Here is a 22,551-nt window from a genome sequence, read left to right on the forward strand (position 1 = left end):
TAAATCGCTTATATATTAAATAGTACTTTCAGTTACTGAGGGGCTAGTTACTTAATATAATTTTTTTAGATTTAATAAACCGACTATATACATGGATAGACCAAAAAATCCGCCACCACAGCAGTAAAGCACAACATTAAATAAAGAAACCGAGATTTCTTCTGAGCCTAAATAGGGAAGGATATAATTCATAAAAACAAACATTTGGAAGCCCCAAAGTACACCTGCTTTTAAGCCAGCTTTTCTTAATGTTTTTTTATGTTGTAAATACTCTTCTTCTGTTGCACACTCAGTATCATTTAGGCCCTTTTTTTTCAATTTAAAGATTAAATAATTAGCATAAATCATATTAATAAGAAAAATAAATATAGTACCTATAGATATTGTATGGTTCATAGTATCGACGAGTAGCATTACCAACATATTTAACCACCATAAACCAATTCCAGCTATAGCTAATTCTTTATTGATTTCTTGTTTTTGATACTCATCTCTTTCACTAATTGTTCCAATAAAATTATTATATACTTTTTCTTTCCATTCAATTTTCATCATTTAATCTCCCTCCCAAAATAGGCTGTTTAAATCTGTTTTTAACGCTTTTGCTAATTCGATACATAAAGCTAAAGAAGGATTATATTTATTGTTTTCAATTAAGTTTATTGTCTGTCTAGCCACATTAACTTTTTTAGCTAATTCTAACTGAGACAGGCCTTCAGATTTCCGATAGTTTTTAACGTTATTCAAATATAAACCTCCTATTAATATTTGTAGGCTTCGTGTACTGAAGTGTCATATATATATGACACTTTACACTTGGATAAATAAAATGTCAAATATATATGACAAAAATGAGGGCGATGCAATTGGGGGATTTAGTTTAATAATTCAAATTAGTAGGAAGTTCTTTAGTAAAGGAGGGAGCATGAAATTGATGTTGTGTAAGATGAAAATGTATCATCTAAATACAAAAAAACTAATTTAAATTGGATTTTTCTTTTCCTTAAAACTATCTTAAAAGATAGAATGTCATATTTCTAATCATTGGTATTTTTGTTACAATATAAATGATTGTGTAAAACTTTGTAAAATGAGTGTAACAATGTAAGTGGGGATAAAATTTTCCGAAAGTTTTATACAATTAAATATCTATTAAACTATTAAGATATAAAAGGAGAGAGAATATGTTACCAAATACGGTTCGTACTCCAAACAAGAAGAAGAAATGGATTATCATCGGAGTTATTGCACTAATTGTTATTGTAGCAGCAGTTAATATTTTTGTTATGCAAGGTAAGAAGAAAGGTACGGCGAAGACAGATGCTGTAAGTTTTGAGAAAGTGACAGAGCGTAAGCTTAATAATACGAAGTTAATTTCTGGTCAGGTGAAGCCAGGGAATATTGAAAGTTTTTATGCGGATCCGACTAAAGGAAAAGTGAAAGATATTGCGGTGAAAGAAGGACAAGAGGTAGAAAAGGGAACGAAATTATTCTCTTATGATAATGAAGAAATTAATCTTCAAATGAAGCAAGCTGATCTTGATCAGAAGATGGCTGATATGCGTTACGATCAAGGGAAAAAGAAGATTGATTCATTGAAGAAAGAAATTAAGAAGGTAAAAGATGGCGGGGCTGGGAAAGAAGTAACAGACCCGATGGAAGAGCAAGTAAGCGAGTTAGAAATGGCTCAGAAAACAACTGACCTTGAGAAAGAAAAAGGGAAGTTACAAAAAGAAGAGTTAAGTAAAAAACAGAAAGAACTTACGATTTATAGTAATTTTACTGGTGTTGTACAGAAGTTAGATAAGGATGCAGCGCAAAGTTCATCTCAGGCATTAGGTGGTCAAGGGAAAGCATTTTTACAAGTTGCTTCTAAAGACCCGTTCCAGGTTCAAGGGACTTTAACAGAGCTTCAAAAGTCACAAATTCAAAAAGATCAAACGTTCACTGTAACTGCGAAAGCAAATAATAAGAAGAAGTGGACAGGTAAGATTACGGAAGTAAGTGAATTCCCAACGAGTGCAGAGATGGCTCAAGCTGCTGGTGAGGGAACTCAAAATATGTCTCAATATACATATAAAGCGAGTCTTGATAGCCAAGATGGTTTATCTCCAGGTTATCACGTTTCTCTGCAAGTAAATTTAGAGAATAAGACGATGATTGCTGTTCCAAGTAAGAGCATTGTAGAAAAAGGCGAAGATGCATTTGTTTATATTGAAGAGAAAGGAAAGCTTCGTAAACAAAATGTGAAAAAAGGTTCTACTGATGGAGACTGGACAGAGATTGTTGAAGGCGCAACAGTGGGGCAAAAGGTGGTTAAAAATCCTTCCGACGACGTGTATGACGGAATGGAAGTGAAAGAGAAATGATTACGTTAAATAATATTGCTAAAACATATTATCAAGGAAAATTGGCAGTGCCGATTTTACATGGTATTAGTTTAACAATTCAAAGCGGTGAGTTCGTTTCTATTATGGGACCGTCTGGTTCTGGTAAATCAACGCTTATGAATATTATCGGTTGTTTAGATCGTCCAACAGAAGGTGAATATATGTTGAATGATGTGAATATCTTAACAGCAGACGAGTCAAAACTAGCTTTAATTCGTAATGAATATATCGGCTTTGTGTTCCAGCACTTTAATTTGCTGCCGCGTCTTTCCGCAGTGGAAAACGTTGAACTTCCGCTCATCTACGGTGGGGTGAAGAAAGCAGAGCGTCGTCAGAGAGCCCTTGAAGCGCTTGGGAAAGTTGGATTATCAGATAGAGTCCATCATTTACCTAGTGAGTTATCAGGTGGACAGAAGCAACGTGTAGCGATTGCGAGATCGATTGCAAATAATCCAACGTTTATTATGGCCGATGAGCCGACAGGTGCACTTGATACGAAGTCTGGTGCACAAGTTATGGATATTTTCACGAAGCTAAATGCAGAAGGTACGACGATTGTTATGGTTACGCATGAAGAAGAGGTAGCAGCGTATTCTTCCCGTCGCATTGTACTGCGAGATGGGAAAGTTACAGAAGATAGAAGGTGTGCAGTATGAGTTTACTAGATAGTATGAAAATTGCCTTATCGTCTATTTTAGCTCATAAACTACGCTCAGCTTTGACGATGCTAGGGATTATTATCGGTGTAGGCTCTATTATTACCGTCGTTGCGATTGGGCAAGGCGGGGAAGCTGCACTGAAATCCCAATTTGTTGGATCAGGTAATCAAACGGTACCGATTCATTATAGTGCCGATATGAATGATCCTTTTGGTATGGCGATGGTAGAAGCACCGAAGATAACTGAAGAAGATATTTTTGAAATTAAAAAAATTCCAGATATCGCACATGTTGTAACAACAAATTCAAGTATGGAACCAATTGATATTGAAGATAAAATAGAAATGGTGAGTATTACTGGATTAGACAGTGAGTATTTTTCAGTAAATAAAGTAAAGTTGTTAAAGGGACGTTCTTTACAAGAATCAGATGTGGATCAAGGTAATAATGTTGTCATGATTAGTAAACAAATGGAAGATAAGGTGTTTAAGGATGCTAATCCAGTCGGTAAAATTATTGAAATGAAGGGGCAACCGATGCAAATTATCGGTGTCTACAAATCAGATAACGAATTTATGGGAATGGGACCATCAGAAGCACTAGTTCCAATTTCATTATGGCCGACACTGTATGGAAAAGATGAAATTCAAAATATTTCTGTTCAAGCAAAAAATGTAGATAATTTAGAAAAAGCAGGTAAAAAAGCTGCAGATGTCTTAAATAGTCGTAAACCGAGTGATGCAACTGGTAAATACGAGGTTATGAATTTAAAAGAACTTCAAGAAGGTATTTCAAAAATGACTAATATTATGACGATGATCATCGGCGGTATCGCTGGTATTTCATTAGTCGTTGGTGGTATCGGTGTAATGAACATCATGCTCGTATCTGTAACAGAGCGTACACGTGAAATTGGGGTGCGTAAGGCACTTGGAGCAACACGTAGTAAAATTTTATTACAGTTTTTAATTGAAGCAGTTATGTTAACACTTCTAGGTGGTTTAATCGGAATTGGTCTTGGATATGGCGGGGCATATATTGTTTCCACATTTGCGAAATGGCCACCACTCGTTTCTTGGGAAGTTGTCGTTGGCGGCGTACTATTCTCTATGACACTTGGTATTATTTTCGGATTAATTCCAGCAAACAAAGCTGCGAAATTAGATCCAATTGAAGCACTTCGTTATGAGTAAATTATTAGTGTAGTAGAGAAGTTCTCTACTACAAGTTACCGTTCTAATGGGCGGTTCGTAGCCTCTACATGAGGATGTGAACCGCCCGTTAGAACGGGTTATATAAATAGAGGGAGGCGTTATAATGGAAGCGAATATTAATACGCAAGATGTAGGTTCGAAAAAGCCATCATTATTTGGAATGATTACATCTCCAGGTGTGCAGTTTGAGCGAATGAAAACTAGTAATGCGGTTTGGGGTGCATTTTGGATACTTGTTTTATTAGGAGCAGTTGTTGGTGGACTTGCTGTTTATGTAGACTCTTTAACCCCTGAGGCGATTAAGATGAATAAGGATTTGGGTATTAGCGTTACACCTATAATGTCGTTTGGTATGGGTGCAGTATTTGGTGCTATTGGTATGGCGATAGGTTTCTTTATTAGTGCAGCAGTGTATAAAGTGTTAATGATGTTAATGAGCAATGATACTTCTTATAAGAAATTATTAACGATTAGTGTGTATTCAAACATTATTTCATTACTTGGTTTATTAATAAACACAGTATTAGCACTTGTTTTAGGCGGATCAGGGAAAGAAATGTATACTGGTTTAGGACCGATTTTCGCTTCAAGTGGTGGTGTTGCAAAAGGTATTGCAAATAATATTGAAGTGTTCACAATTTGGGGATTTGTTATTACATGGTTAGGTCTTCAAATTACGGCTGGTTTAAGCAAAAAGAAAGCAACAATTCTTATGGTTGTCTTCTTTATCTTAACTATTGGATTTGGCGCAGTAAAAGGAATGTTCCAATAATATTGATGTTTTGCGTCATTAGAAAGAAATGCAGCAATTATAAAAATAATTGCTGCATTATCTTTGTAAGGAGAGATAAATATGCTTAAGAAGTTTTTAGCAAATGTTTTGTTTATGTTAGTCGTAACGTTGTTAGCTGTAGAATATATGCCGAATAAAAATCCTTATATATTTGTTGGGGTTACAAGCTGTATTTTAGCTACTGGTTTATATGCGATCGATAGATTTTTCAAAAGCGTAGCTAAAGAGTAATATAGTTTGCCAATATATAAACAAAAGGTTGCTTCTAATGTATAGGAGGAACCTTTTTTATTTTTACCCCTATTTCAAATACCCCTATTAGAATTTCAAATACTGCCTAGTGTTATTTCAAATTCCGGCAGCAGTATTTGAAATTACCCACAATGAAATTTCCTTTCTCATTTTATATTGTAGAGGTACCGCGGAATACTAAAGAGGTATACCTTTTAGAAACGGGTACTGTGTGAAGCCAGCGACTTTTGCAGATACGGTTGTTTTGTATGAAGGTATGATTGTAAATCAAATAAAGAGGTTAAATATTTACCAGGATTATGAAGAGTATTATCAATGTGGTTTAATTGGTCTTTGGCATGCGTATGAAAGGTATGAGGAGGAGAAAGGTAGTTTCCCTGCTTATGCTGTTGTAACGGTACGTGGTTATATATTGGAAAGGTTGAAGAAAGAATGCGTAGTGCAAGAGCGCTATGTATGCACGGACGAGTATGAGGAACGATTTGAGTGTGACGATGCTGGAACGAGGGCGAAGGACTTTATGAGTGTGTTAGATGAGAGGGAGAAGCATATCATTTCAGAGCGATTTTTTACAGGGAAAAATATGGGAGAGATAGCTTCTGAAATGGGGATGACGTACTATCAAGTGAGATGGGTATATCGACAAGCACTTGAGAAAATGAGAGATAGTGTAAGGGGATAAGAATAATAAGTAGAATGGAAGGCAAAGGAAATATTGCGTTCCATTCTATTTACTTTAAGGCAGTAAATGTGGCAAGGGGTTTTTTAAGTGTAGTGAATCTTTTATGTTCATTCGGGATAATATATGTCCAGCTTTCAAAAATTGTTGCTGTAACTTATGAGAGCCTATTTGTATTGTTATGGTAGTTCCGTTAAAAAAATGAATGTTTGCTTTGTTAGTTTTTTGGGGAAACTCTATCTCCTCTATATGGTTATAGAACAACCAAATGCAGTTTGGAGAAGAAGGAGATTCTGTAGGGAAAACGCAAATATATTCTTTGTGATTAATCGGAATTGGAACATTTTGTTTGAGCTTAAAGTTTATTTGGACTGCATGACGTCTACCTTGATAAGTAGAATGAACATGTGTTAGACAAGATTTCTTTATGAGTTGGATAGCTGTTTGGCAAGAGTACAGAGGGTTTCCGCTACTGCCGATAATTTTTGTCCGGTAATAAGGGTGTTTGCAAGGTTCGAGCATCATTGTAGAACTAGAAATAAAAATATCATTCTCATTATCCATGATTCTAAAATCCTCCCTTGTAAAAATTATTATTCTGAATATAATTATATACGAATTATGTAAAATTATTATTAATCTTTTGTTTCGTATTGTAAATTTTTACGGTTCGTTTACAATCAATAGATGATAGTCTTTCTAATTTGCATCGCTTGTACATATATATGAAAATAGAAAAGAGTAGGCGGTGATATAGCATGAAGAAAAAGTATATTATTATGGCTCTAGCTGTTGTTCTCTTAGTTTATTTAGCAAACAGTAATCCGGGTAAGGGAGAATATACGGATTGGGCAGCAAAACAATTTATGAAGCGTAATGATGTGAGTAAGAAGCTAGAAGAGGTTGAGAAAGAAAACAAAGAGGGTATACTTGGCGACTTAGCATCGGCGGGAAAAAAATTGGCAAATAAGTATGTTGAACCACAAGTTGGATTATTAATTGAGCATTATACAAAGCGAAATGATTATATTTTCTTCTCAACATATACGACAGAGTTTGATTTAGGCGGAGAGAATTATAAGTATGTTTGTGTTGGTTTTTCAAACATCTTTATTCCAATTGAAATGCCGAAGAAAAAAGACGAATCTGCAAAATAATGCAGATTCGTCTTTTTGATTTACGGAGTGATTTGAACTTCAGATACGTTTTTTTCTATGAGGCGAGCCCCTTTTTTACGAGTATTTTCACTAATTGATGAAAATACAGATGAAGAAAGAATGGTATCCATTACTTGATTTACGACTAGTTCATTTACTGGTGTGATGGGATTTTCAATAGAAAAGGCAACTGTTTTTCCATCTTCTTTCACGAAAACTAACTCTAGTACTTGCATGTTTTATTCCCTCCTTTTAATTATAGATTAGAAAGATCTGACGTGCTTACAAGTTGTACAGCGTGAAGTGATGATTGTTGTAGTGAAGCAAGAGCACGTGCTACTTCATGTACTTTTCCTAAATCTGCATTTGTTTTTACACGTTTGAATTGCTTGTTCTTAAAAACTGTTTTACCGTTTTTGTCTAATCCTCCGTTTAATACAAGGCGTAAAGTTAAATCCATTACGATTGTTTCAACTGCCATGTTTATCACCCCCTTTCACTTTATAAATAGGGTGTAAATGTCATGTTTTGGCGTGAAATTTTTTCTTTTTTTTGGTACTCTTAAAAGACTAAGAGAGGGGTTTTCGGGAGAATGAATCGTAAATGGTTATTTTGGATTCCTGTATTACTATGGATGGGGCTTATTTTCTATTCTTCAGCACAGCCATATAAAAAACAGGATATGCGCTCGGATATTGAGCAATATGTAAATGCTGAGTTTGTGAAAGAGCATTTTTCATGGGTATCTATCGATTATGGCGGAGGTACGCCTGTTAGTATCGCAAATAAAGGTGTAGGTGGATTTGTTGAGTTTTTCCTTCGTAAAGGTGCTCATTTTATGGTGTTCTTTATGCTCGGTTCACTGACGTATTATGCTTTTCATCGATCGGGTTATTCGAGAAAAAGGTGCTTTGCATACGCCCTCCTTTTCGTTGCGGGGTATGCAACATTTGATGAAATTCATCAATGGTTTACAGGAGACCGTACACCGATGTGGCAAGATTCATTGCTTGATACGTGCGGCGGGTTAACAGGAATTATAATAAGCAATTGGTTTTGGCATAGAAAAAGGAGCTAATCTCAGTTAGAGATTTGCTCCTTTTTCATTTATCCACCTTATACGCCAAGTAATTCTTTTAGTTCGTCGGTTGATAGTTCGGTCATCCAACTATCGCTTGTAATGACGGCGTTGTTTAATGATTGTTTTCGTTCTAACATTTCATCAATCTTCTCTTCAAGTGTTCCCGTTGTAATAAGCTTATGAACGTGAACAAAGCGTTTTTGACCGATGCGATAAGCACGGTCTGTTGCTTGGTTTTCTACAGCTGGATTCCACCAACGGTCATAGTGAATGACATGGTTGGCGGCAGTTAAGTTTAATCCTGTTCCGCCGGCCTTTAACGATAAGATGAAGATGTCATACGTTCCGTTTTGGAACTGCTCAATCATCTTGTCACGCTCTTTCTTCGGTACGCTCCCGTTTAAGAAGAGGACGCGCTGACCAAATGTTTCTTCTAACATACTTTTTAGCATGTTCCCCATGCCAATGTACTGAGTGAAGATTAAGCAACTTTCATTTTGGTCTTTTATATTTTCGATGAGCTCCATTACCGTTTTTGTTTTCATAGAGCGCTCGACGATATTTTGTGGTTCTTCTTCTTTCAAATAAAGGGCTGGGTGATTACAAATTTGTTTTAGCTTGTTCAGCATTAGTAATATAAATCCGCGTCTTTCAATTCCGCTTAATCCTTCTACATTTTGTAATGTATCTTGAACAAGTTGTTCATATAAGGAAGCTTGTTCGCCAGTTAGTGGACAATAAGCTTTCTGTTCTTGTTTATCTGGCAAGTTTAATGCGACCGTTTGATCTTTCTTCGTACGACGCAGTAAAAACGGCGAGATAAACCGCTGAACTTGCTGGATTTTTCCTTCATCGCGGTCCTTTTCAATCGGTGTGACGAAGCGGCGCTGGAATTGTCCTAAGCTTCCGAGATACCCATGATTGATAAAGTCGAAAATAGACCAAAGCTCAGCAAGTCGGTTTTCCATCGGTGTACCGGTTAAAGCAATTTTGTGATTTGCTTGTAGGTTTCTTACTGCTTTCGACTGTTTCGTATGTGGGTTTTTTATATTTTGTGCTTCGTCTAAAATAACGGCGTCCCAGCATAACGTACTAAGTTCTTCTTCATCAAGCTGAGCTAATGCATAAGAAGTTAATATAACATCTGCTGATTGAAGAAAATCTTTAAATGACTCATCCTTAGATCGGTTACTTCCATAGTGTAACTGAACACGTAAGCTTGGTGCGAAACGCTCAAATTCTTTTTGCCAATTTCCAAGGACTGATGTTGGTGCCACAATTAATGCAGGACCTGTTTGGAGATTGTTTTCTTTAGCGTATAGTAAGTAAGTTATCGTTTGAATACTTTTTCCGAGTCCCATATCATCGGCTAATAACGCTCCAAATCCAAGCTTTCGTAAGTATAGCAACCACTCAACACCGTGTTGTTGATACGGGCGGAGTGTTGCTTGTAGTGAAGATGGTACATCTACTTTTGGAATATCTCCAATGTGCAGAAGTTTTTGGAAAAGCTCTTCGTAATATCCATCTAGCTCGATTTCAATATCGGTAAACGGACTATCGTCTTCTACAATTTCTGTTTCTGCCGTATTAGATAAATGTTGCTGCAACACATCTTTCATTTCAAGTCCATATTTATCGGCACGGTGCATTAGTTTTTTTACTTCTTCAATAAAGGCAGGATCAAGTCTCATCCATTGACCATTTAAATTAAAAAGACGTTTGTTTTGTTCAACGAGTTCGAAAAATTCGCTTTCTGATAAATCAATTCCGTCCGTTGAAATGCGCCAGTCGAAATTAACGAGCGTATTCATGCCGAAGAAAGACTGTGTTTGTGCTGTACTTTGCTTCAGCTGTACACGCAACCTCGGTTTTGTTGCTTTTAAATTTTGCCACCATGATGGTAGTAAAATTGTAATACCTGCTGCCAGTAATTCATTACTTGCTTCGGTTAAGAAGTTCCAAGCTTCCGTTTCAAAGAGTTCTTCTCGGAACTTGTCGTCCTCTTTTAGCCACGGTACGAGCTTACTGAATCCTTCTTGTGTTTCAAGGATACGTTCTTCGTAATCGTGCCATCGTTTTGGCAAGGAATCGATACTTTCATATACATATATGCGATGTGCACCACGTTTTGGTGTAACGATTGTTTCAAGCTTCCACATTTCAAGTTCTTCTTGCGGTTCTTGTAGTCTTAAGCCGACTGTAAATGGAAGATCATCTTCAATGTAACCAATTTTTCGAAGCCAATCCTCTTCATGTAGTGCTGCTTCCAATTGCCTTTTCGTAAAGTCGTAATGTTCGTATAGTCTCTTTGCATCTTCCCATCCGTCATTTGAGCGAGCATCTTGCAAAATACTTTCGTTCACAGCGGCAGAGAAAAGAGATGCTAACATGTCATCTTCAATTGAGGTATTCTGAACTTTCCAAGATGGCTGCTGAGACCAATGCTTCATGTCAGGTGCGAAGCTGCCGCTGACGAAAGCGTCCCATAATTCACTTGCGTCCTTTGTAAGTGCCGTAATAGGACCGTTCATTTGCATATTTGCAAATGAATTCATCGGTTTATTTGCGATGTATTCAAATGCCTGGGCATTCGTTAACATAACGCCTTGTTTGCCCTCGTACGTTGCTTCTTTTAAAAACGTTCCGTAGAAAGAAGTAGAGTGCCATGCGAACGCATTTTTTTTCCAAGTTGCTACGGATAAGAGAGTACCGCCATCATCTTCTCCCCAAAGGAACCAACCTTGACTAACGTGCTGGAGCCTAATTGTTACTTCAGTTTGTATGATCATCGATTAATTTTCCTCTCCGTAATTCCTCTTGTAGTGCACGCAGACGTGAATGTAAGTTAGCGATATGAATAATGAAAGCATCCCATTCATCAGTTCGTTTCAGTCGTTTATAAAGCATACGTAATTTCTTTAAGTAACGAACGGCACGTTTATATGATTTGCGATTTCGCTCTTCAATTGCTTCCATTGCGGCATGGTGATAGAGAGGAAGTGCTGCTTCGGGCGCTTCTTTTTCAATATCTTTCAATGGTTCTTTCAAAAGTTCGATTACTTCGAATCCATATAAGAGCTGAAGTTCCGTCCATGCATGGTATTGTTTCTTCGCGAGTACATATTGTTCATAATTTGTGAAACTATACGGTAATAGTTCTTGTAAAATCATTTCTAATCCCGCTTGTTCATTCGTATGCGTTGCATATGTCTCATACATCATCACAAATAATCGAACGATATCTTGTATGAAGACGGTATTCTCTTGTTCCGTTATCGTTTCTTTTACTTGTTTATAAGTAAAGGAAAGCCAATCTTTAGCGCGGTCCCACTCCATCGCACTTAATAACTCTTCTAACCAATAGAAGTAAAGGCTCACAACAGAAGAAGGCTGTTTTTCCAGTAATTCCATTGCCGATACATCTTCACCGTTTAAAAAGAGCAGATGAGAAGATGCTAATGCTTTGGAAAGTGGATTGATTTTAGTATCGATTCGTTTCTTTTCTTCTTGTAGCTGCTCTTCTGTTCGTAACAGTTCACCCCATACGTGACGATAAATGAAGAATCGCTCTTGTGTATAGGCATCGGTAGAGAAGAATGATTCATGTATGAGCCGCGCTGTTTCTTCTAAAATCGGTTTGGATTCTTCTGGAATCGCCTCTGTTTTTAGGTCCCTAACGGTAGATTCAACTTTATCAACGAATAGGCGAACGACGTTAACTGGTTGGTGATAAGAATATAGTTTGTTTGCTTCAAATTCTTGAATTTCTTCTAATAATTTTTGAAAGCAATAAAGTGCCGCGTGCAACTTAAATAATTCATGAATAGCAACGATGCGCGGAGCTTTTCGTTCTAATTTTGTATAGAAGTCTGTAAAAAGACTCATAAGAAAATACATTTGTTTATAAGTGAGCCGCGCTTGTTCTTTTTTAAATGATTCATATTCATTTTCAAAGTATGTTTGCCAACTTTTATAATCCATTTCTTCAAAAGCTGATGATTGCAATACTTGTCGTGCAGTTCGAATAGGAGGAAGAGAAGGTTTTGTATTATTTTTGAATAAAGTTAATACATCTCCTACTTGCCCAAAACTAGAAGCTGCAGATAGTAACACAGCAAGCATATGCTGACATTGCGTTGGCGCGAAGCAATCGCAATAGCTTTCAGTGACATTACGAATCGGGATGTGAACGCTATATACACTGCCTTCAGCATTTACAGTTCCGGATAGCGTATAGCCATCAAAGTCAACGTTATAGACAACACCACTACGATATAGTTGCCGAGCTGTAGCGACATGCTCTTGATCAGCAACTTGCTGTGGATCAAGCCCTTGAACGAACTCATTCGCAATCATCATAATTTCATCTTTCGTAATTGAGTCTTGCAGCATAATATTCCTCCGTACACAGATTTCTTTCCTTTACCATTATAAACAAAAAATGCTCAAAACAGAAAAAATGAAATTCTGATTACACAATTAGAAAATCATGGTAATATATATAATGTTAATTTTGTATATTACTATGTAATTAAAAGGAGAGAATTTGTTTGTCAGATTTACAATCGAAGTTTGGTAATGGCATGAATAAGTTGCAAGAGGGAATTGAGCAAGGCAAGATGAAGTTGCAAGTAGCACAGGAAATGGCACAATTAAAGAAGATTACACAAGAGAAGTTACAAGAAAAAACTGAAATTTTACTTGAACTTGGTCAAACGGTGTATATGCAACTTCGTGATGATGAAGTTCGAGTAGATTTGTTGAAAGCTATTGTAGCACCAGTGCAAGAGCTTGATGTTGCTATTTATAACACGCGCAGACAAATTTCTAATTTACAGAGACAAGAACAAAAAGGACAGTGTAGTTGCGGTGGTCCATTATCATTAAATGATAAATTTTGCGGGCAGTGCGGTAAAGAAAATGAGTTACTCCTTCAATCAAAAAATATTGAAAAAGAAGCATGTTCTTCATGTGGTGAACAAATTGCAACGGAAGCTACATTCTGTCCCGCATGTGGTATGAAGCAAAGTAAGGAGTGAGGAACATGTATTGTAAAATTTGCGGTTTAGAACAGCCTGAGGCAGTAAACTATTGTACACATGACGGCTCAAGTACGGATAGTATAGATAGCCATGTTATGTTAGTCCCGCAATCTTCGAAGTATTGCCGAACATGTGGACAGGAAAGTAAAGAATATGCTACATATTGTGAGAAATGCGGTGATTCTTTATTAGGAGTCGCCCAAAAAGAATCGAACATAAAGTTACCAAATGCAGGAGCACAATTACATGTAAATGCATCAGGAAGTATGCTGAAAAAAGGATTATTCGGTGGTGCTTTTGCAATTGTATGTATGTTCATTGCAGGCTTCATTGGCAGTTTAATAATAGATTCTGCTATAAATGATGTAGTGGAGACAGCGGTTAGAAATACGGATGGTATGTTGAATATGACTACCATTAATCAATCATTTATTGGTATAGCACCATTAATTTTAATGTGTCATTTAATAGGTATTGAAATTAGCGGGAGCGGGGCATACACGATGTCATTCCTTCTTCATATCCCGTTATTCATCTTGGTAACTATTCCGGCACTTATATTAGGTGGAAGTGGATTTTTTGTTGAAAGAAAAAAACCTTCAATTAGTTGGCGAGGGAAGTTCATGACATCATGTGTAATTGGCATGATATACGGTATTTTCTTATGTATTGTAAGCTTTATGGCAAGTTCTTCTACATCTATTTCTTATTTCTATCAAACGATGACTATTGATGTTGTATATTCTCATGTTGTTAGTTTATTGTTTGGTATTATATTTGGCCTATTATTCAGCTTTATTGGTATGAGTATTGAAGCAGGACCGCATCGTATGCTTTCTTCTACTAGTCAGTTTGTCCCGTATGTAACGTCTATTTATTATAGTATAGTGACTGTTTTGAAAGGACTACTTATTACATTTGGTATTATGCTTATTACGATTTTATTTAGTAGTTCAAAATCAATGGGTCCAATTGATTTTCCAGAGAAGGCGTATAAAGTATTACTTTCTTTAGAAGCAACACCTTTCATGTGGAATATGGCCCACCTTTCTCCAACTGAAATTGAGTGGGGGAATATGGAGAGAGAAATGCATAGATATTCAGTCGAAAAAGGGCCGCTGCATGTATCGTATATGTCAGGCATATCAATACAGGGTACGTCTTTAAAAGACCTGGAAATCGCTAATGGTGCTAGTGCTGATCGTATAAAAGATATTGAGGATTTTAATTCATATTTACATTGGTGGGGATTATTAATTCTTCTACCATGTATTCTACTAGTTAGGGCTGGAATGAAATTGGCTCAATATCGTATGCGAAATATGTACGTAACTATAGCAGTGTTTAGCGCTGTTTATACTGTGATGATGCTTTGTGTAAATGGATTAGCAAAAATTCATATTACAGCTTCAGGAAGTAAGGAAATTATGAAGGAGTTCGCTGGAATTTCTGGACCGATATTATCTATTCAAAGTAACACGCTATATTTAATAGTAGGTAGTTTTCTTATTTCTTACGTATTAACATTCGTGGGTATGAAATTAGTAAAAAAATAAGGGGGAGAAATACTTGAAGTTTTGTGGAACATGCAATAAACAAGTTGCGGATCATTTGAACTTTTGTCCTGATTGCGGAAGTAAAGTAGAAGAAATTGTTGATCAAACAGCTTCTTCTCATTCAGAAATGCGGAGAGAAACAAAGCCAGTGAAAAGTAAGAAAAACATGTTTTTACTTATAGGTTTTGTCATTGTTTTTGCTATTTTGTTTGGCGCATATAAATTCGGTGCGAGCAAGTTTTCGAAGGAAAAGCAAGTAAATGCAATGATTGAAGCATTCCAAAATAAAGATGTGAATGCAATCGATGAGATTTTGAAAGTAGACGATCCAACCTTAAAGGTTAAGACAGAAGATATTAAGGCGTATATCCGTTATTTAAAAGAGAATCCTTCTTATAATAAAGAACTGTTATCATATTTGCAAAGAGAGACAGTAGATCAAAAGTTAGCAAGTGATAAAGCATCTTTTAAAGATGGGAAAATTATAGAAGACGGGAAAGAATGGTTCTTGTATCCGAAGTATAAGTTCAGCATGAAATCGTATTACATGAATGTTAGCACAACTGCAAAGAATGCTGAAATATATGTGAATGATAAAAAAGAAACAGAGCTTTCTAGTGATAAAACTTCGAAAGAATTAGGTCCATACTTCCCGGGTGCTTATGTTGTAAAGGCAAAGGCGAAGACGGAACTTGCTGAATTAGAGACAGAAAAAGAAGTGGATTTAGCAGATGAAAAGAATGGGACAGTAGAAGTGAATTTATCACTTGAAGGAAATTATGTAACCATTTCGTCTGATGAAAATGATGCAACTGTATTTGTTAATGGCAAGAAACGCGGAAAGTTAAATTACGGAAGTTATAAACTTGGTCCTGTACCGACGGATGAAACGGTAGAAGTACATTTGGAGAAAAACGCTGAATTTGGTGTGATGAAATCTGAAAGTATTAAAGTTGGAGATCAAAGTACATATTACTTAAAGTTCCCAAAAGAAGCTTCTAGTTCAGCGGTTGGAGATTTTGTACAAAATCATATTTATAATAACGTGCGTGCAATTGCATTAAACGATTTTAGTTTAATTGAAAATAATTATGATAAGAGCGGGAAATCGTATAAGGAAGACCGTGATTACTTACAATATCTACACAAAAAAGGAATTACAGAAGATTTATTGACAATGAATATCCGCAATGTAGAACGTCAAAGTGCAACGAAATATAAAGTAACGACATATGAAGAATATCATATTCGTTACGGTGACGGCTCTGTAAAATTCAAGAGCTTTAATAATGACCATATCGTTACTGTTAATGGAAATGGAAAGATATTGTACCATTCTCTTGGAGCGAATAATACGCTGAAATCAGAGGAAGTATCTGGTCCGACTCGTTAATATAAGAAAGAGGCTGTTCAATTTTGAACAGCCTCTTTCTTTAGGTAGCTTGCCGTTATTGTCAATCTTTGTCGGTAAATCGATATTCCATGTTGAACCGTTGATATAATTTTCTCTACTCGTGTTCATGAAGGGAAAGTAAAAAGGATATCACCTAGTTGGAAAATCCTACTAGGTGATATCCTTTTTTGCAATTAGAAGCGGGCTTCCTTTAATATCGCTTCTACATATGGATCATTTAATATTTGCTTTATGAGCGGTAGCATTTCTTGCTCGAATGGAATATCAATAGGGAATGGCTTTTGAGAGCCTGGTTTTATTCCGTATTGTACGAGTTTGTAATGTGTATTTTCTTCAGACTTGAGCACAATTAATTTATAGCGATTGTCATCACTTGCGAGTGAGAAGTCAATTGCGATAGCATCATATGTTATATCATCTTTATATATGTACGGTTTTGGTGTACCGACCCAGTCTACCTTAGCTTGTAAATTCATGGACGTCACCTCCTTATATGTATTATATAAAAAATAAAAGCCAGCTCTCAATAAAGAGAACCGGCTGTAACTTAGCAGTCATTGGTTATTTTAAAATTTTCACTTTAACAGTTTTGCGTCCCCATTTGTTAGCAGCGCTATCTGATCCAAGTAGAATGTCGATACGGTTACCTTTAATTGCACCGCCAGTATCACCAGCGATCGCTTCTCCATAACCTTCTACCCATACTTTAGATCCTAATGGGATTACTTTCGGGTCAACAGCGATCATTTTCATGTTTGGGTTCGCTGTTAGGTCATGACCCATTGCAGTTAATACACGGCCGCCGTATGTGCCACCGTTTTCGCTCGGATGAGCTGTATATGCTGTAGCTACAACTGTTAACTCACGACCATTAGAAGGTTCGCTAGTTTCAGCAGCTTTCACAGCAGGCTTAGCAGCTGTTTTTACTGGTGCAGGTGCTTGAGCCTTAGCTGGTGCTTGAGCTTTAGCAGGAGCAGGCGTTTCTTGTTTCTCGATAACAGGTGCTGTACCTGTTAAGAAAGGAACATGAACATAAGCCGTTTTCCCGTTATATTCAAATTGTAACCACTCATTTTGTACTTGGTTCGTTGTTTCGATCATATCGTCTTTCTTAAGCGTTCCAAGAATTTCTGAGTTTGTGTTCGCTTCAGCACGTACATTTAATACGTTAGCTGTTACATAGTAAGAGTTCTTTGTAAACTCTGCACTTACGAATGCGTCTTTACCATCTAATTTGATTTGTGACCATCCGTTTTCTGTATTTAGAACATCTAATTTATGACCATTCTGTAATTTACCGACAACTTTTGATTCAGTAGTAGGGTTTTCTCGTACGTTTAGTACGTCTGTTGTTACAACAGTTTCTGCATTAGCAGATGCGGTGAAAATCCCAAGACCAAAAACTGCTGCTGTTGCTATTCCAATTAATTTTTTCATGATAGCCTCCATTGCGTTTGTTTTCGTGTCCTCATTATAGCAACAGATTTTTTCGGATTTTGGGAAAACACACAATTACAAACCATTCGTAATAAGTCGTTAACACTTTGTAATATAGCTAGAATGAGAGGAAAGCGTTTTTCATTCCATATAATTAGTAGGTTTCTAGTTATATTCAAAATATTTAATACAACGTATTTTTTTCGGCGTAAATAAAAATATTACAAGGGTGTTACATAATGATTACTATACAGTTACATTCCTTGAGTATTTTACCGTTTTATGGGTAATATAGTTATATAAACATAAACATCTCGTTTGTGAAGTTATAAACACGCGCTATATACTAGCAAAAAACCGCATAATTGTTACAAGAAGAAAGGGTTGTAAAGAATAAATCTGCCCTTTTTTAAAACTGTAACACATCCTTTTTTGGGAAAATCTCTTCCCATCCGCATTTTTCTCACACAATTTGACAGTAGTATTCCAATCTTGTAGCTCTTGCAGAGTGGAAAGGTTGTACGGAAGGTAAGGCTGTCCATAAGAACTCTAATTGGTGAAGGCAAACTTGAGAAAGCCGAAAGAAAATCACCACAAAAAACTATGGTTTTCTATCCGATTTAACATATCGGAATTTATGATTTTTACAAGAAATGAAACATACGAAGGGGGATTTGATGAGGAAACTGACGAAAACATTTATTGTCTCATTAACATTATGTATTGCATTTACACTTTGGGGGATTATTCCCGAATCTATTATTGGAAAAGGTAGCTTAGGAAATGTAACGACTATAATTCAAGCTGCGTTAGTTAGTAAGTTTGGATGGTTCTATATTATTTCCGTTTCTATTTTCTTAGGAATTGCTATTTTCTTAATTGTTTCTAAGTACGGTTCGATTCGTTTAGGTAAAGATGATGATGAACCTGATTATAGTTATATGACATGGTTTGCTATGTTATTTAGTGCCGGTATGGGAATCGGTTTGGTTTTCTGGGGCGTCGCAGAACCGATGAACCATTTATACACACCTCCGTTTGGAGAGAGTGCGACTGAAGAGAGTGCACGCCTTGCACTTCGTTTCTCATTTTTCCATTGGGGATTACATCCGTGGGGATTATATGCACTTGTAGCATTATGTATTGCGTATTTTACATTTAGAAAAGGAAGAGCAAGTACAATTAGTGCGGCGGTCGGTCCGCTATTTAAAGGCGGTGAACATGGCCGTATTGCCCATATGTTTGATGTTCTAGCTGTGTTTGCAACAGTATTTGGTGTGGCAACATCATTAGGACTTGGGGCAAAGCAAATTGCGGGTGGTGTTAGTTATTTAACATCCATTCCAAACTCATTACCAACACAGCTAGTAATCATCGGAATTGTAACTGTTCTTTATATGCTATCTGCGCAAACGGGACTTGATAAAGGAATTAAATATTTAAGTAATGCGAATATTATTTTAGCGTTTGCACTTATGATAATTGTATTATTTGCAGGTCCAACAAACTTTATTATGAATTATTTCACTTCAACAATCGGTTCATACATTCAAGAATTGCCAAGTATGAGTTTCCGTTTAAGTCCATTAAATGAAGGCGGAAATCAATGGATTCAGTCATGGACAATTTTCTACTGGGCATGGTGGATTGCATGGTCACCATTCGTAGGTACGTTTATTGCTCGTGTGTCACGCGGGCGTACAATTCGTGAATTTGTTGTTGGTGTGTTACTCGTACCAACAGTAATTGGTGCGCTTTGGTTCTCTGTTTTCGGAGGAACAGGTATTCACATGGAGCTATTTGATGGTGCAAATATATATGGACAAATTAAAGAAATGGGCACAGAAGTAGGATTGTTTGCTATGTTAGACCAAATGGGTAGTATAGGACCGGCTTTATGTGTGTTAGCTATTTTACTTATTTCAACATTCTTTATTACATCGGCAGACTCTGCTACGTTTGTTCTAGCGATGTTAACGACACATGGTAGCTTAAACCCACCAAATCGTATTAAAATGGTTTGGGGTATTGTTCTAGCGGCGTTAGCTTCGATCTTATTGTATGTCGGAGGATTAGAGGCGCTGCAAACTGCGTCGATTATTGCGGCCTTCCCGTTCGTATTTGTTATTTTCTTTATGATTGCAGCACTATTTAAAGAGTTGCAAAAAGAAGGACGCATGAAACAACATTAATAATAGAAGAAAAAAATTCTGTATATATAAATAGTATTAGGACTGCTGACATTCGGCAGTCCTTTTTCACTGTTCTATACTATTGTAGGAAAAGCATTACTTTGTTGCGGAATACTATAGATATCGGTAATTTAAAAAGAAAAATCGATATAGTTCGACAATATCCGATATTTTACACATTATATTCATATTTTTGACAAAAATATGTCGGAAATGTGTTGTTACTTTTATGTATATGTGCTATATTATTTCCTGTAAGCGATTTCAAATAGTTTTAAAGCGCATTCAAGGGGGACAACTAGAATAATGAAACGTTACGAAAGAAAGTGGAAGCATATTTGTTTGAAACGTGTGGCACATCGAAATGCCCAAGAAAGCACGGAACCAAAGACTGAAACTCGTAAAGAGCATCAAGAGAAGCAATTGGTTCTACAAAAATAGCAATCACTTTTTCGTATATAAATGAAGGTCGATCGTTCGTTGGGGGATGGACGTGAAATAACTTTCAGCTAAGGGGTATTGTCTGATATATATAGTATTACGGTAAAAAATAAGCACAGAGCATACGGCGCTCTGTGCTTATTTTTTAATGAAATCTATTTTTCTTTTTTAAATCGTACTGTTTTATCCCAACCAATTACTTGTTTCTTGCTCTTTGCGCGTAAGTAAAGAATGAGACTGCGAATAAACAAATACGTAAAGAGCTGTGCGTACGTAAAGTACATAATGACGCTTATGAAAATGTTGGTCGGTGTAAAGGTTCGTTCGACGCTCTGGGCACTAAATAATTGAGAAACATATGTAATATATGCGACATACCACATAAATAGTAATGGAATGCTATATTGAATTTGGAATATGCCGAGCAGTCCAATTACAAACCAAACGTTTGAAATGATTAGGAATAGCCAAAATACGACATACACTAAAACTTGTTGTAAGGAATGGACGAGAAGTTTCCCTTTAAAAAAGCTTAATGAAGAAAACATTTTTTCTAAAATGTATAAGTTTCCTTGAAGCCAACGTGTCCGCTGTTTAATAAGAATTTTTAAATGCTCAGGTTCTTGTTCCCATGTGATCGATTCCGGGACGATTGGTAAGAGATAGCCCTTTTGGGTAATCCTTAATGTTAATTCGGCATCCTCTGCAATTGCATAAGGATCATAGCCGCCAAGCTCTTCTAATGCAGAACGACGAAGAAGCATGTTTGTTCCAGTTAGTGAACCTGTTTGGAATAATAGCCAGCGTCCAGATTGCATAAGGAGCTGGAAAATCTGAAATTCTAATGAAATCATTCGTGTAAGCCAGTTTCTTTTCTCATTTACTGTACGAACGTGTCCAACTGCTCCAACGGCATCCTTTGTTGTTTCAGCATGTTCTACGAGCATTCGCAGTGCATGTGGTTCAGGTTGATTATCTGCATCGTAAACACAGAAATATTCACCATCCGAAATGCTAAGGCCGTAGTTTAATACACGCGATTTTCCTTTCGGTTCGCCAGGTGGTACACGAATGTGATGAATATGAGCATAAGCTTTGTCGAAATCATCGCCAATTTCAGGTGTTTCATCTTGAGAGTTATCGTTTAATAAATAAACGTTTAGTTTGCCTGGGTATTCAATCTTTGCCATTGCTTCTAATGTATCTTTAATAACAACCCCTTCATTATGGGCAGGTATTAAAATATCTACACTTGGATAATGTTCTAGCGTACGATCTTTTCGTTTACTATTTCGATGAATTAAACCCGCAATTGTTAAGAAAGAGTAATAAACGAGTAAAGCAGAGAATAGAAAGGCCGTAAAAATCAATACATATTTAATTGAAAATGTGATGCTAATCCAGAAAACAAGTACACAAAACAAAATAAATAAAAGAAGCATAACGAGTGTCATCATAATGTGATATGTCCCTTTGCATTGATTTGTTCTCGTTTTATTTTAATATCTTGAATTGCTTCAGCAGCAAGCCATTGTGCCATTTTTGGATGTAGACGGTTCATTACAATATCAGCACCGGCTTCATTTGTATTTTGTAATAAAATAACTAATGTGTTGCTGTCATATTCAGCAGCAAGGTCAAAGTCAGCTCTGACTGTATCAACTAATAATGAAGCTACACGATCCATGACACTTTCTTTCGTATATTTACTAAAGGAAGTGAAATCAAAGAAAATGATAATGCCTGTTTCATTACGACGATTCATCGCAGTTGTTAATAAAGCTTGTCGTCTTTCGAATTCTTGTCTTGTTAATAATTTTGATTCTCCAATGTATTGCTCAAGCACTCTTACCCGTTCAGTTAACTCTTTATTTTTAAGGATAACCTTTTTTAATAGATGGGTTGAAATATAAACAATGAAGAAGTTAGCTGCCATCAGGAAGTGGGTAATAATATATTCCCATTGATCTGATGTACTCCATAAGTGAAGCCACGCTTGATAAAATAAATAGAATACTGAAATGATTGTTCCCAGTATGAAGAAAATAAATGCTGTTTTATCAGGTAAAAATAAGAATAGTACATTTATGATGACATATATAATTGTAAAAATGAGCGCGTGCTCATATTTCGTCACATGTACAGTAGTAAAATAAAATAAAATTTGTAAAATCCACATAGAGAGGACTTTATAGGACTTATCTTTCACGAAACTTTCCTCCTTAAAAATAATTCGTGCTG

General features: G+C 36.3%; 24 protein-coding genes. 13 read left to right on the forward strand and 11 right to left on the reverse strand.

Going from position 1 to position 22,551, the window contains the following annotated elements; translation table 11 throughout:
- Positions 1-51 precede the first annotated feature (51 nt).
- Both DET63_RS06790 and DET63_RS06795 read right to left on the reverse strand, forming a co-directional pair.
- On the reverse strand, positions 52-555 hold the full coding sequence (locus DET63_RS06790; protein WP_113936220.1) for a DUF3278 domain-containing protein: 504 nt from the start codon (positions 553-555) through the stop codon (positions 52-54).
- Complete coding sequence (locus DET63_RS06795; protein ID WP_002089683.1) at positions 556-747, reverse strand: helix-turn-helix transcriptional regulator; 192 nt, start codon at positions 745-747, stop codon at positions 556-558.
- Between the two features lie 437 nt (positions 748-1,184).
- On the opposite strand from DET63_RS06795, the gene DET63_RS06805 reads away from it, so the two are divergent.
- From DET63_RS06805 to DET63_RS06825, 6 genes are all read left to right on the forward strand, one after another.
- Positions 1,185-2,369, forward strand: coding sequence for an efflux RND transporter periplasmic adaptor subunit (locus tag DET63_RS06805; RefSeq protein ID WP_113936222.1), 1,185 nt, complete (start codon positions 1,185-1,187; stop codon positions 2,367-2,369).
- Positions 2,366-3,046 (forward strand): ABC transporter ATP-binding protein, encoded by a 681-nt coding sequence (locus DET63_RS06810; RefSeq protein ID WP_002130002.1) that lies wholly within the window; start codon positions 2,366-2,368, stop codon positions 3,044-3,046. Before DET63_RS06805 ends, DET63_RS06810 begins: the two co-directional genes overlap by 4 nt.
- On the forward strand, positions 3,043-4,242 hold the full coding sequence (locus DET63_RS06815; protein ID WP_033731086.1) for an ABC transporter permease: 1,200 nt from the start codon (positions 3,043-3,045) through the stop codon (positions 4,240-4,242). The genes DET63_RS06810 and DET63_RS06815 overlap by 4 nt, the downstream gene beginning before the upstream one ends.
- A 124-nt stretch (positions 4,243-4,366) precedes the next feature.
- Entirely contained in the window at positions 4,367-5,035 is a 669-nt protein-coding gene (gene yknW, locus DET63_RS06820; RefSeq protein WP_113936223.1) for a YknW family membrane protein, read from the forward strand.
- Positions 5,036-5,116: 81 nt separating this feature from the next.
- Complete coding sequence (locus DET63_RS30145; protein ID WP_181777898.1) at positions 5,117-5,287, forward strand: hypothetical protein; 171 nt, start codon at positions 5,117-5,119, stop codon at positions 5,285-5,287.
- 232 nt (positions 5,288-5,519) lie between these two features.
- Positions 5,520-5,990 (forward strand): sigma-70 family RNA polymerase sigma factor, encoded by a 471-nt coding sequence (locus tag DET63_RS06825; RefSeq protein ID WP_113936224.1) that lies wholly within the window; start codon positions 5,520-5,522, stop codon positions 5,988-5,990.
- Between the two features lie 54 nt (positions 5,991-6,044).
- Here the strand turns inward: DET63_RS06825 and DET63_RS06830 are convergent, their stop codons facing one another.
- On the reverse strand, positions 6,045-6,551 hold the full coding sequence (locus DET63_RS06830) for a competence protein ComK (RefSeq protein WP_113936225.1): 507 nt from the start codon (positions 6,549-6,551) through the stop codon (positions 6,045-6,047).
- Positions 6,552-6,745: 194 nt separating this feature from the next.
- On the opposite strand from DET63_RS06830, the gene DET63_RS06835 reads away from it, so the two are divergent.
- Entirely contained in the window at positions 6,746-7,144 is a 399-nt protein-coding gene (locus tag DET63_RS06835) for a DUF4359 domain-containing protein (protein ID WP_002034805.1), read from the forward strand.
- Positions 7,145-7,164: 20 nt separating this feature from the next.
- Here the strand turns inward: DET63_RS06835 and DET63_RS06840 are convergent, their stop codons facing one another.
- Both DET63_RS06840 and DET63_RS06845 read right to left on the reverse strand, forming a co-directional pair.
- On the reverse strand, positions 7,165-7,380 hold the full coding sequence (locus DET63_RS06840; RefSeq protein WP_113936226.1) for a DUF2922 domain-containing protein: 216 nt from the start codon (positions 7,378-7,380) through the stop codon (positions 7,165-7,167).
- A gap of 20 nt (positions 7,381-7,400) precedes the next feature.
- Positions 7,401-7,625, reverse strand: a complete 225-nt coding sequence (locus DET63_RS06845; RefSeq protein WP_002016256.1) for a DUF1659 domain-containing protein — start codon at positions 7,623-7,625, stop codon at positions 7,401-7,403.
- A 111-nt stretch (positions 7,626-7,736) separates the two neighbouring features.
- Here DET63_RS06845 and DET63_RS06850 point away from each other — a divergent pair, with 111 nt between their 5' ends.
- Positions 7,737-8,222 (forward strand): VanZ family protein, encoded by a 486-nt coding sequence (locus DET63_RS06850; RefSeq protein WP_113936227.1) that lies wholly within the window; start codon positions 7,737-7,739, stop codon positions 8,220-8,222.
- Positions 8,223-8,260: 38 nt separating this feature from the next.
- Here the strand turns inward: DET63_RS06850 and DET63_RS06855 are convergent, their stop codons facing one another.
- The gene (locus DET63_RS06855) at positions 8,261-11,017 is read right to left on the reverse strand and encodes a DEAD/DEAH box helicase (protein WP_113936228.1); all 2,757 of its coding nucleotides are present in this window, start codon (positions 11,015-11,017) and stop codon (positions 8,261-8,263) included.
- On the reverse strand, positions 11,001-12,620 hold the full coding sequence (locus DET63_RS06860; RefSeq protein ID WP_113936229.1) for an SWIM zinc finger family protein: 1,620 nt from the start codon (positions 12,618-12,620) through the stop codon (positions 11,001-11,003). The genes DET63_RS06855 and DET63_RS06860 overlap by 17 nt, the downstream gene beginning before the upstream one ends.
- 158 nt (positions 12,621-12,778) lie before the next feature.
- Here DET63_RS06860 and DET63_RS06865 point away from each other — a divergent pair, with 158 nt between their 5' ends.
- From DET63_RS06865 to DET63_RS06875, 3 genes are read left to right on the forward strand one after another with little or no spacing between them, the layout of a single operon-like run.
- On the forward strand, positions 12,779-13,267 hold the full coding sequence (locus tag DET63_RS06865; protein WP_002016260.1) for a zinc ribbon domain-containing protein: 489 nt from the start codon (positions 12,779-12,781) through the stop codon (positions 13,265-13,267).
- Positions 13,268-13,272: 5 nt separating this feature from the next.
- Positions 13,273-14,826, forward strand: coding sequence for a zinc ribbon domain-containing protein (locus tag DET63_RS06870; protein WP_113936230.1), 1,554 nt, complete (start codon positions 13,273-13,275; stop codon positions 14,824-14,826).
- 13 nt (positions 14,827-14,839) lie between these two features.
- Positions 14,840-16,219 carry a zinc ribbon domain-containing protein gene (locus DET63_RS06875; protein ID WP_113936231.1) on the forward strand — a complete coding sequence of 460 codons (1,380 nt, stop codon included), beginning with the start codon at positions 14,840-14,842 and terminating at the stop codon, positions 16,217-16,219.
- A gap of 194 nt (positions 16,220-16,413) precedes the next feature.
- On the opposite strand, the gene DET63_RS06880 is transcribed toward DET63_RS06875, so the two are convergent.
- Entirely contained in the window at positions 16,414-16,716 is a 303-nt protein-coding gene (locus tag DET63_RS06880; protein ID WP_113936232.1) for a DUF3910 family protein, read from the reverse strand.
- Positions 16,717-16,801: 85 nt separating this feature from the next.
- The gene (locus DET63_RS06885; RefSeq protein WP_085312816.1) at positions 16,802-17,677 is read right to left on the reverse strand and encodes a cell wall-binding protein EntA; all 876 of its coding nucleotides are present in this window, start codon (positions 17,675-17,677) and stop codon (positions 16,802-16,804) included.
- 677 nt (positions 17,678-18,354) lie between these two features.
- Here DET63_RS06885 and opuD point away from each other — a divergent pair.
- Both opuD and DET63_RS30555 read left to right on the forward strand, forming a co-directional pair.
- The gene (gene opuD / locus DET63_RS06895; RefSeq protein ID WP_113936233.1) at positions 18,355-19,869 is read left to right on the forward strand and encodes a glycine betaine transporter OpuD; all 1,515 of its coding nucleotides are present in this window, start codon (positions 18,355-18,357) and stop codon (positions 19,867-19,869) included.
- Between the two features lie 306 nt (positions 19,870-20,175).
- A complete protein-coding gene (locus DET63_RS30555) occupies positions 20,176-20,310 on the forward strand; it encodes a hypothetical protein (protein ID WP_002068447.1) in 135 nt (44 codons plus the stop codon).
- Positions 20,311-20,465: 155 nt separating this feature from the next.
- On the opposite strand, the gene DET63_RS06900 is transcribed toward DET63_RS30555, so the two are convergent.
- Together DET63_RS06900 and DET63_RS06905 are read right to left on the reverse strand one after the other, a co-directional pair.
- Positions 20,466-21,767: a glycosyltransferase family 2 protein gene (locus DET63_RS06900; protein WP_002139087.1), complete on the reverse strand. Its 1,302-nt coding sequence runs from the start codon at positions 21,765-21,767 to the stop codon at positions 20,466-20,468.
- Positions 21,764-22,519, reverse strand: a complete 756-nt coding sequence (locus tag DET63_RS06905) for a diguanylate cyclase domain-containing protein (protein WP_078421824.1) — start codon at positions 22,517-22,519, stop codon at positions 21,764-21,766. The genes DET63_RS06900 and DET63_RS06905 overlap by 4 nt, the downstream gene beginning before the upstream one ends.
- Between the last annotated feature and the right edge of the window lie 32 nt (positions 22,520-22,551).

The sequence above is a fragment of the Bacillus sp. DB-2 genome, assembly GCF_003315125.1.
Taxonomy (GTDB): domain Bacteria; phylum Bacillota; class Bacilli; order Bacillales; family Bacillaceae_G; genus Bacillus_A; species Bacillus_A mycoides.

Bases quoted from the DNA above. Each gene is read 5' to 3' on its own strand.
- DET63_RS06790 (WP_113936220.1), bottom strand. From the start codon at position 555: ATGATGAAAATTGAATGGAAAGAAAAAGTATATAATAATTTTATTGGA.
- DET63_RS06805 (WP_113936222.1), top strand. From the start codon at position 1,185: ATGTTACCAAATACGGTTCGTACTCCAAACAAGAAGAAGAAATGGATT.
- DET63_RS06810 (WP_002130002.1), top strand. From the start codon at position 2,366: ATGATTACGTTAAATAATATTGCTAAAACATATTATCAAGGAAAATTG.
- DET63_RS06815 (WP_033731086.1), top strand. From the start codon at position 3,043: ATGAGTTTACTAGATAGTATGAAAATTGCCTTATCGTCTATTTTAGCT.
- yknW (WP_113936223.1), top strand. From the start codon at position 4,367: ATGGAAGCGAATATTAATACGCAAGATGTAGGTTCGAAAAAGCCATCA.
- DET63_RS30145 (WP_181777898.1), top strand. From the start codon at position 5,117: ATGCTTAAGAAGTTTTTAGCAAATGTTTTGTTTATGTTAGTCGTAACG.
- DET63_RS06830 (WP_113936225.1), bottom strand. From the start codon at position 6,551: ATGGATAATGAGAATGATATTTTTATTTCTAGTTCTACAATGATGCTC.
- DET63_RS06835 (WP_002034805.1), top strand. From the start codon at position 6,746: ATGAAGAAAAAGTATATTATTATGGCTCTAGCTGTTGTTCTCTTAGTT.
- DET63_RS06840 (WP_113936226.1), bottom strand. From the start codon at position 7,380: ATGCAAGTACTAGAGTTAGTTTTCGTGAAAGAAGATGGAAAAACAGTT.
- DET63_RS06845 (WP_002016256.1), bottom strand. From the start codon at position 7,625: ATGGCAGTTGAAACAATCGTAATGGATTTAACTTTACGCCTTGTATTA.
- DET63_RS06850 (WP_113936227.1), top strand. From the start codon at position 7,737: ATGAATCGTAAATGGTTATTTTGGATTCCTGTATTACTATGGATGGGG.
- DET63_RS06855 (WP_113936228.1), bottom strand. From the start codon at position 11,017: ATGATCATACAAACTGAAGTAACAATTAGGCTCCAGCACGTTAGTCAA.
- DET63_RS06860 (WP_113936229.1), bottom strand. From the start codon at position 12,620: ATGCTGCAAGACTCAATTACGAAAGATGAAATTATGATGATTGCGAAT.
- DET63_RS06870 (WP_113936230.1), top strand. From the start codon at position 13,273: ATGTATTGTAAAATTTGCGGTTTAGAACAGCCTGAGGCAGTAAACTAT.
- DET63_RS06880 (WP_113936232.1), bottom strand. From the start codon at position 16,716: ATGAATTTACAAGCTAAGGTAGACTGGGTCGGTACACCAAAACCGTAC.
- DET63_RS06885 (WP_085312816.1), bottom strand. From the start codon at position 17,677: ATGAAAAAATTAATTGGAATAGCAACAGCAGCAGTTTTTGGTCTTGGG.
- opuD (WP_113936233.1), top strand. From the start codon at position 18,355: ATGAGGAAACTGACGAAAACATTTATTGTCTCATTAACATTATGTATT.
- DET63_RS30555 (WP_002068447.1), top strand. From the start codon at position 20,176: ATGAAACGTTACGAAAGAAAGTGGAAGCATATTTGTTTGAAACGTGTG.
- DET63_RS06900 (WP_002139087.1), bottom strand. From the start codon at position 21,767: ATGATGACACTCGTTATGCTTCTTTTATTTATTTTGTTTTGTGTACTT.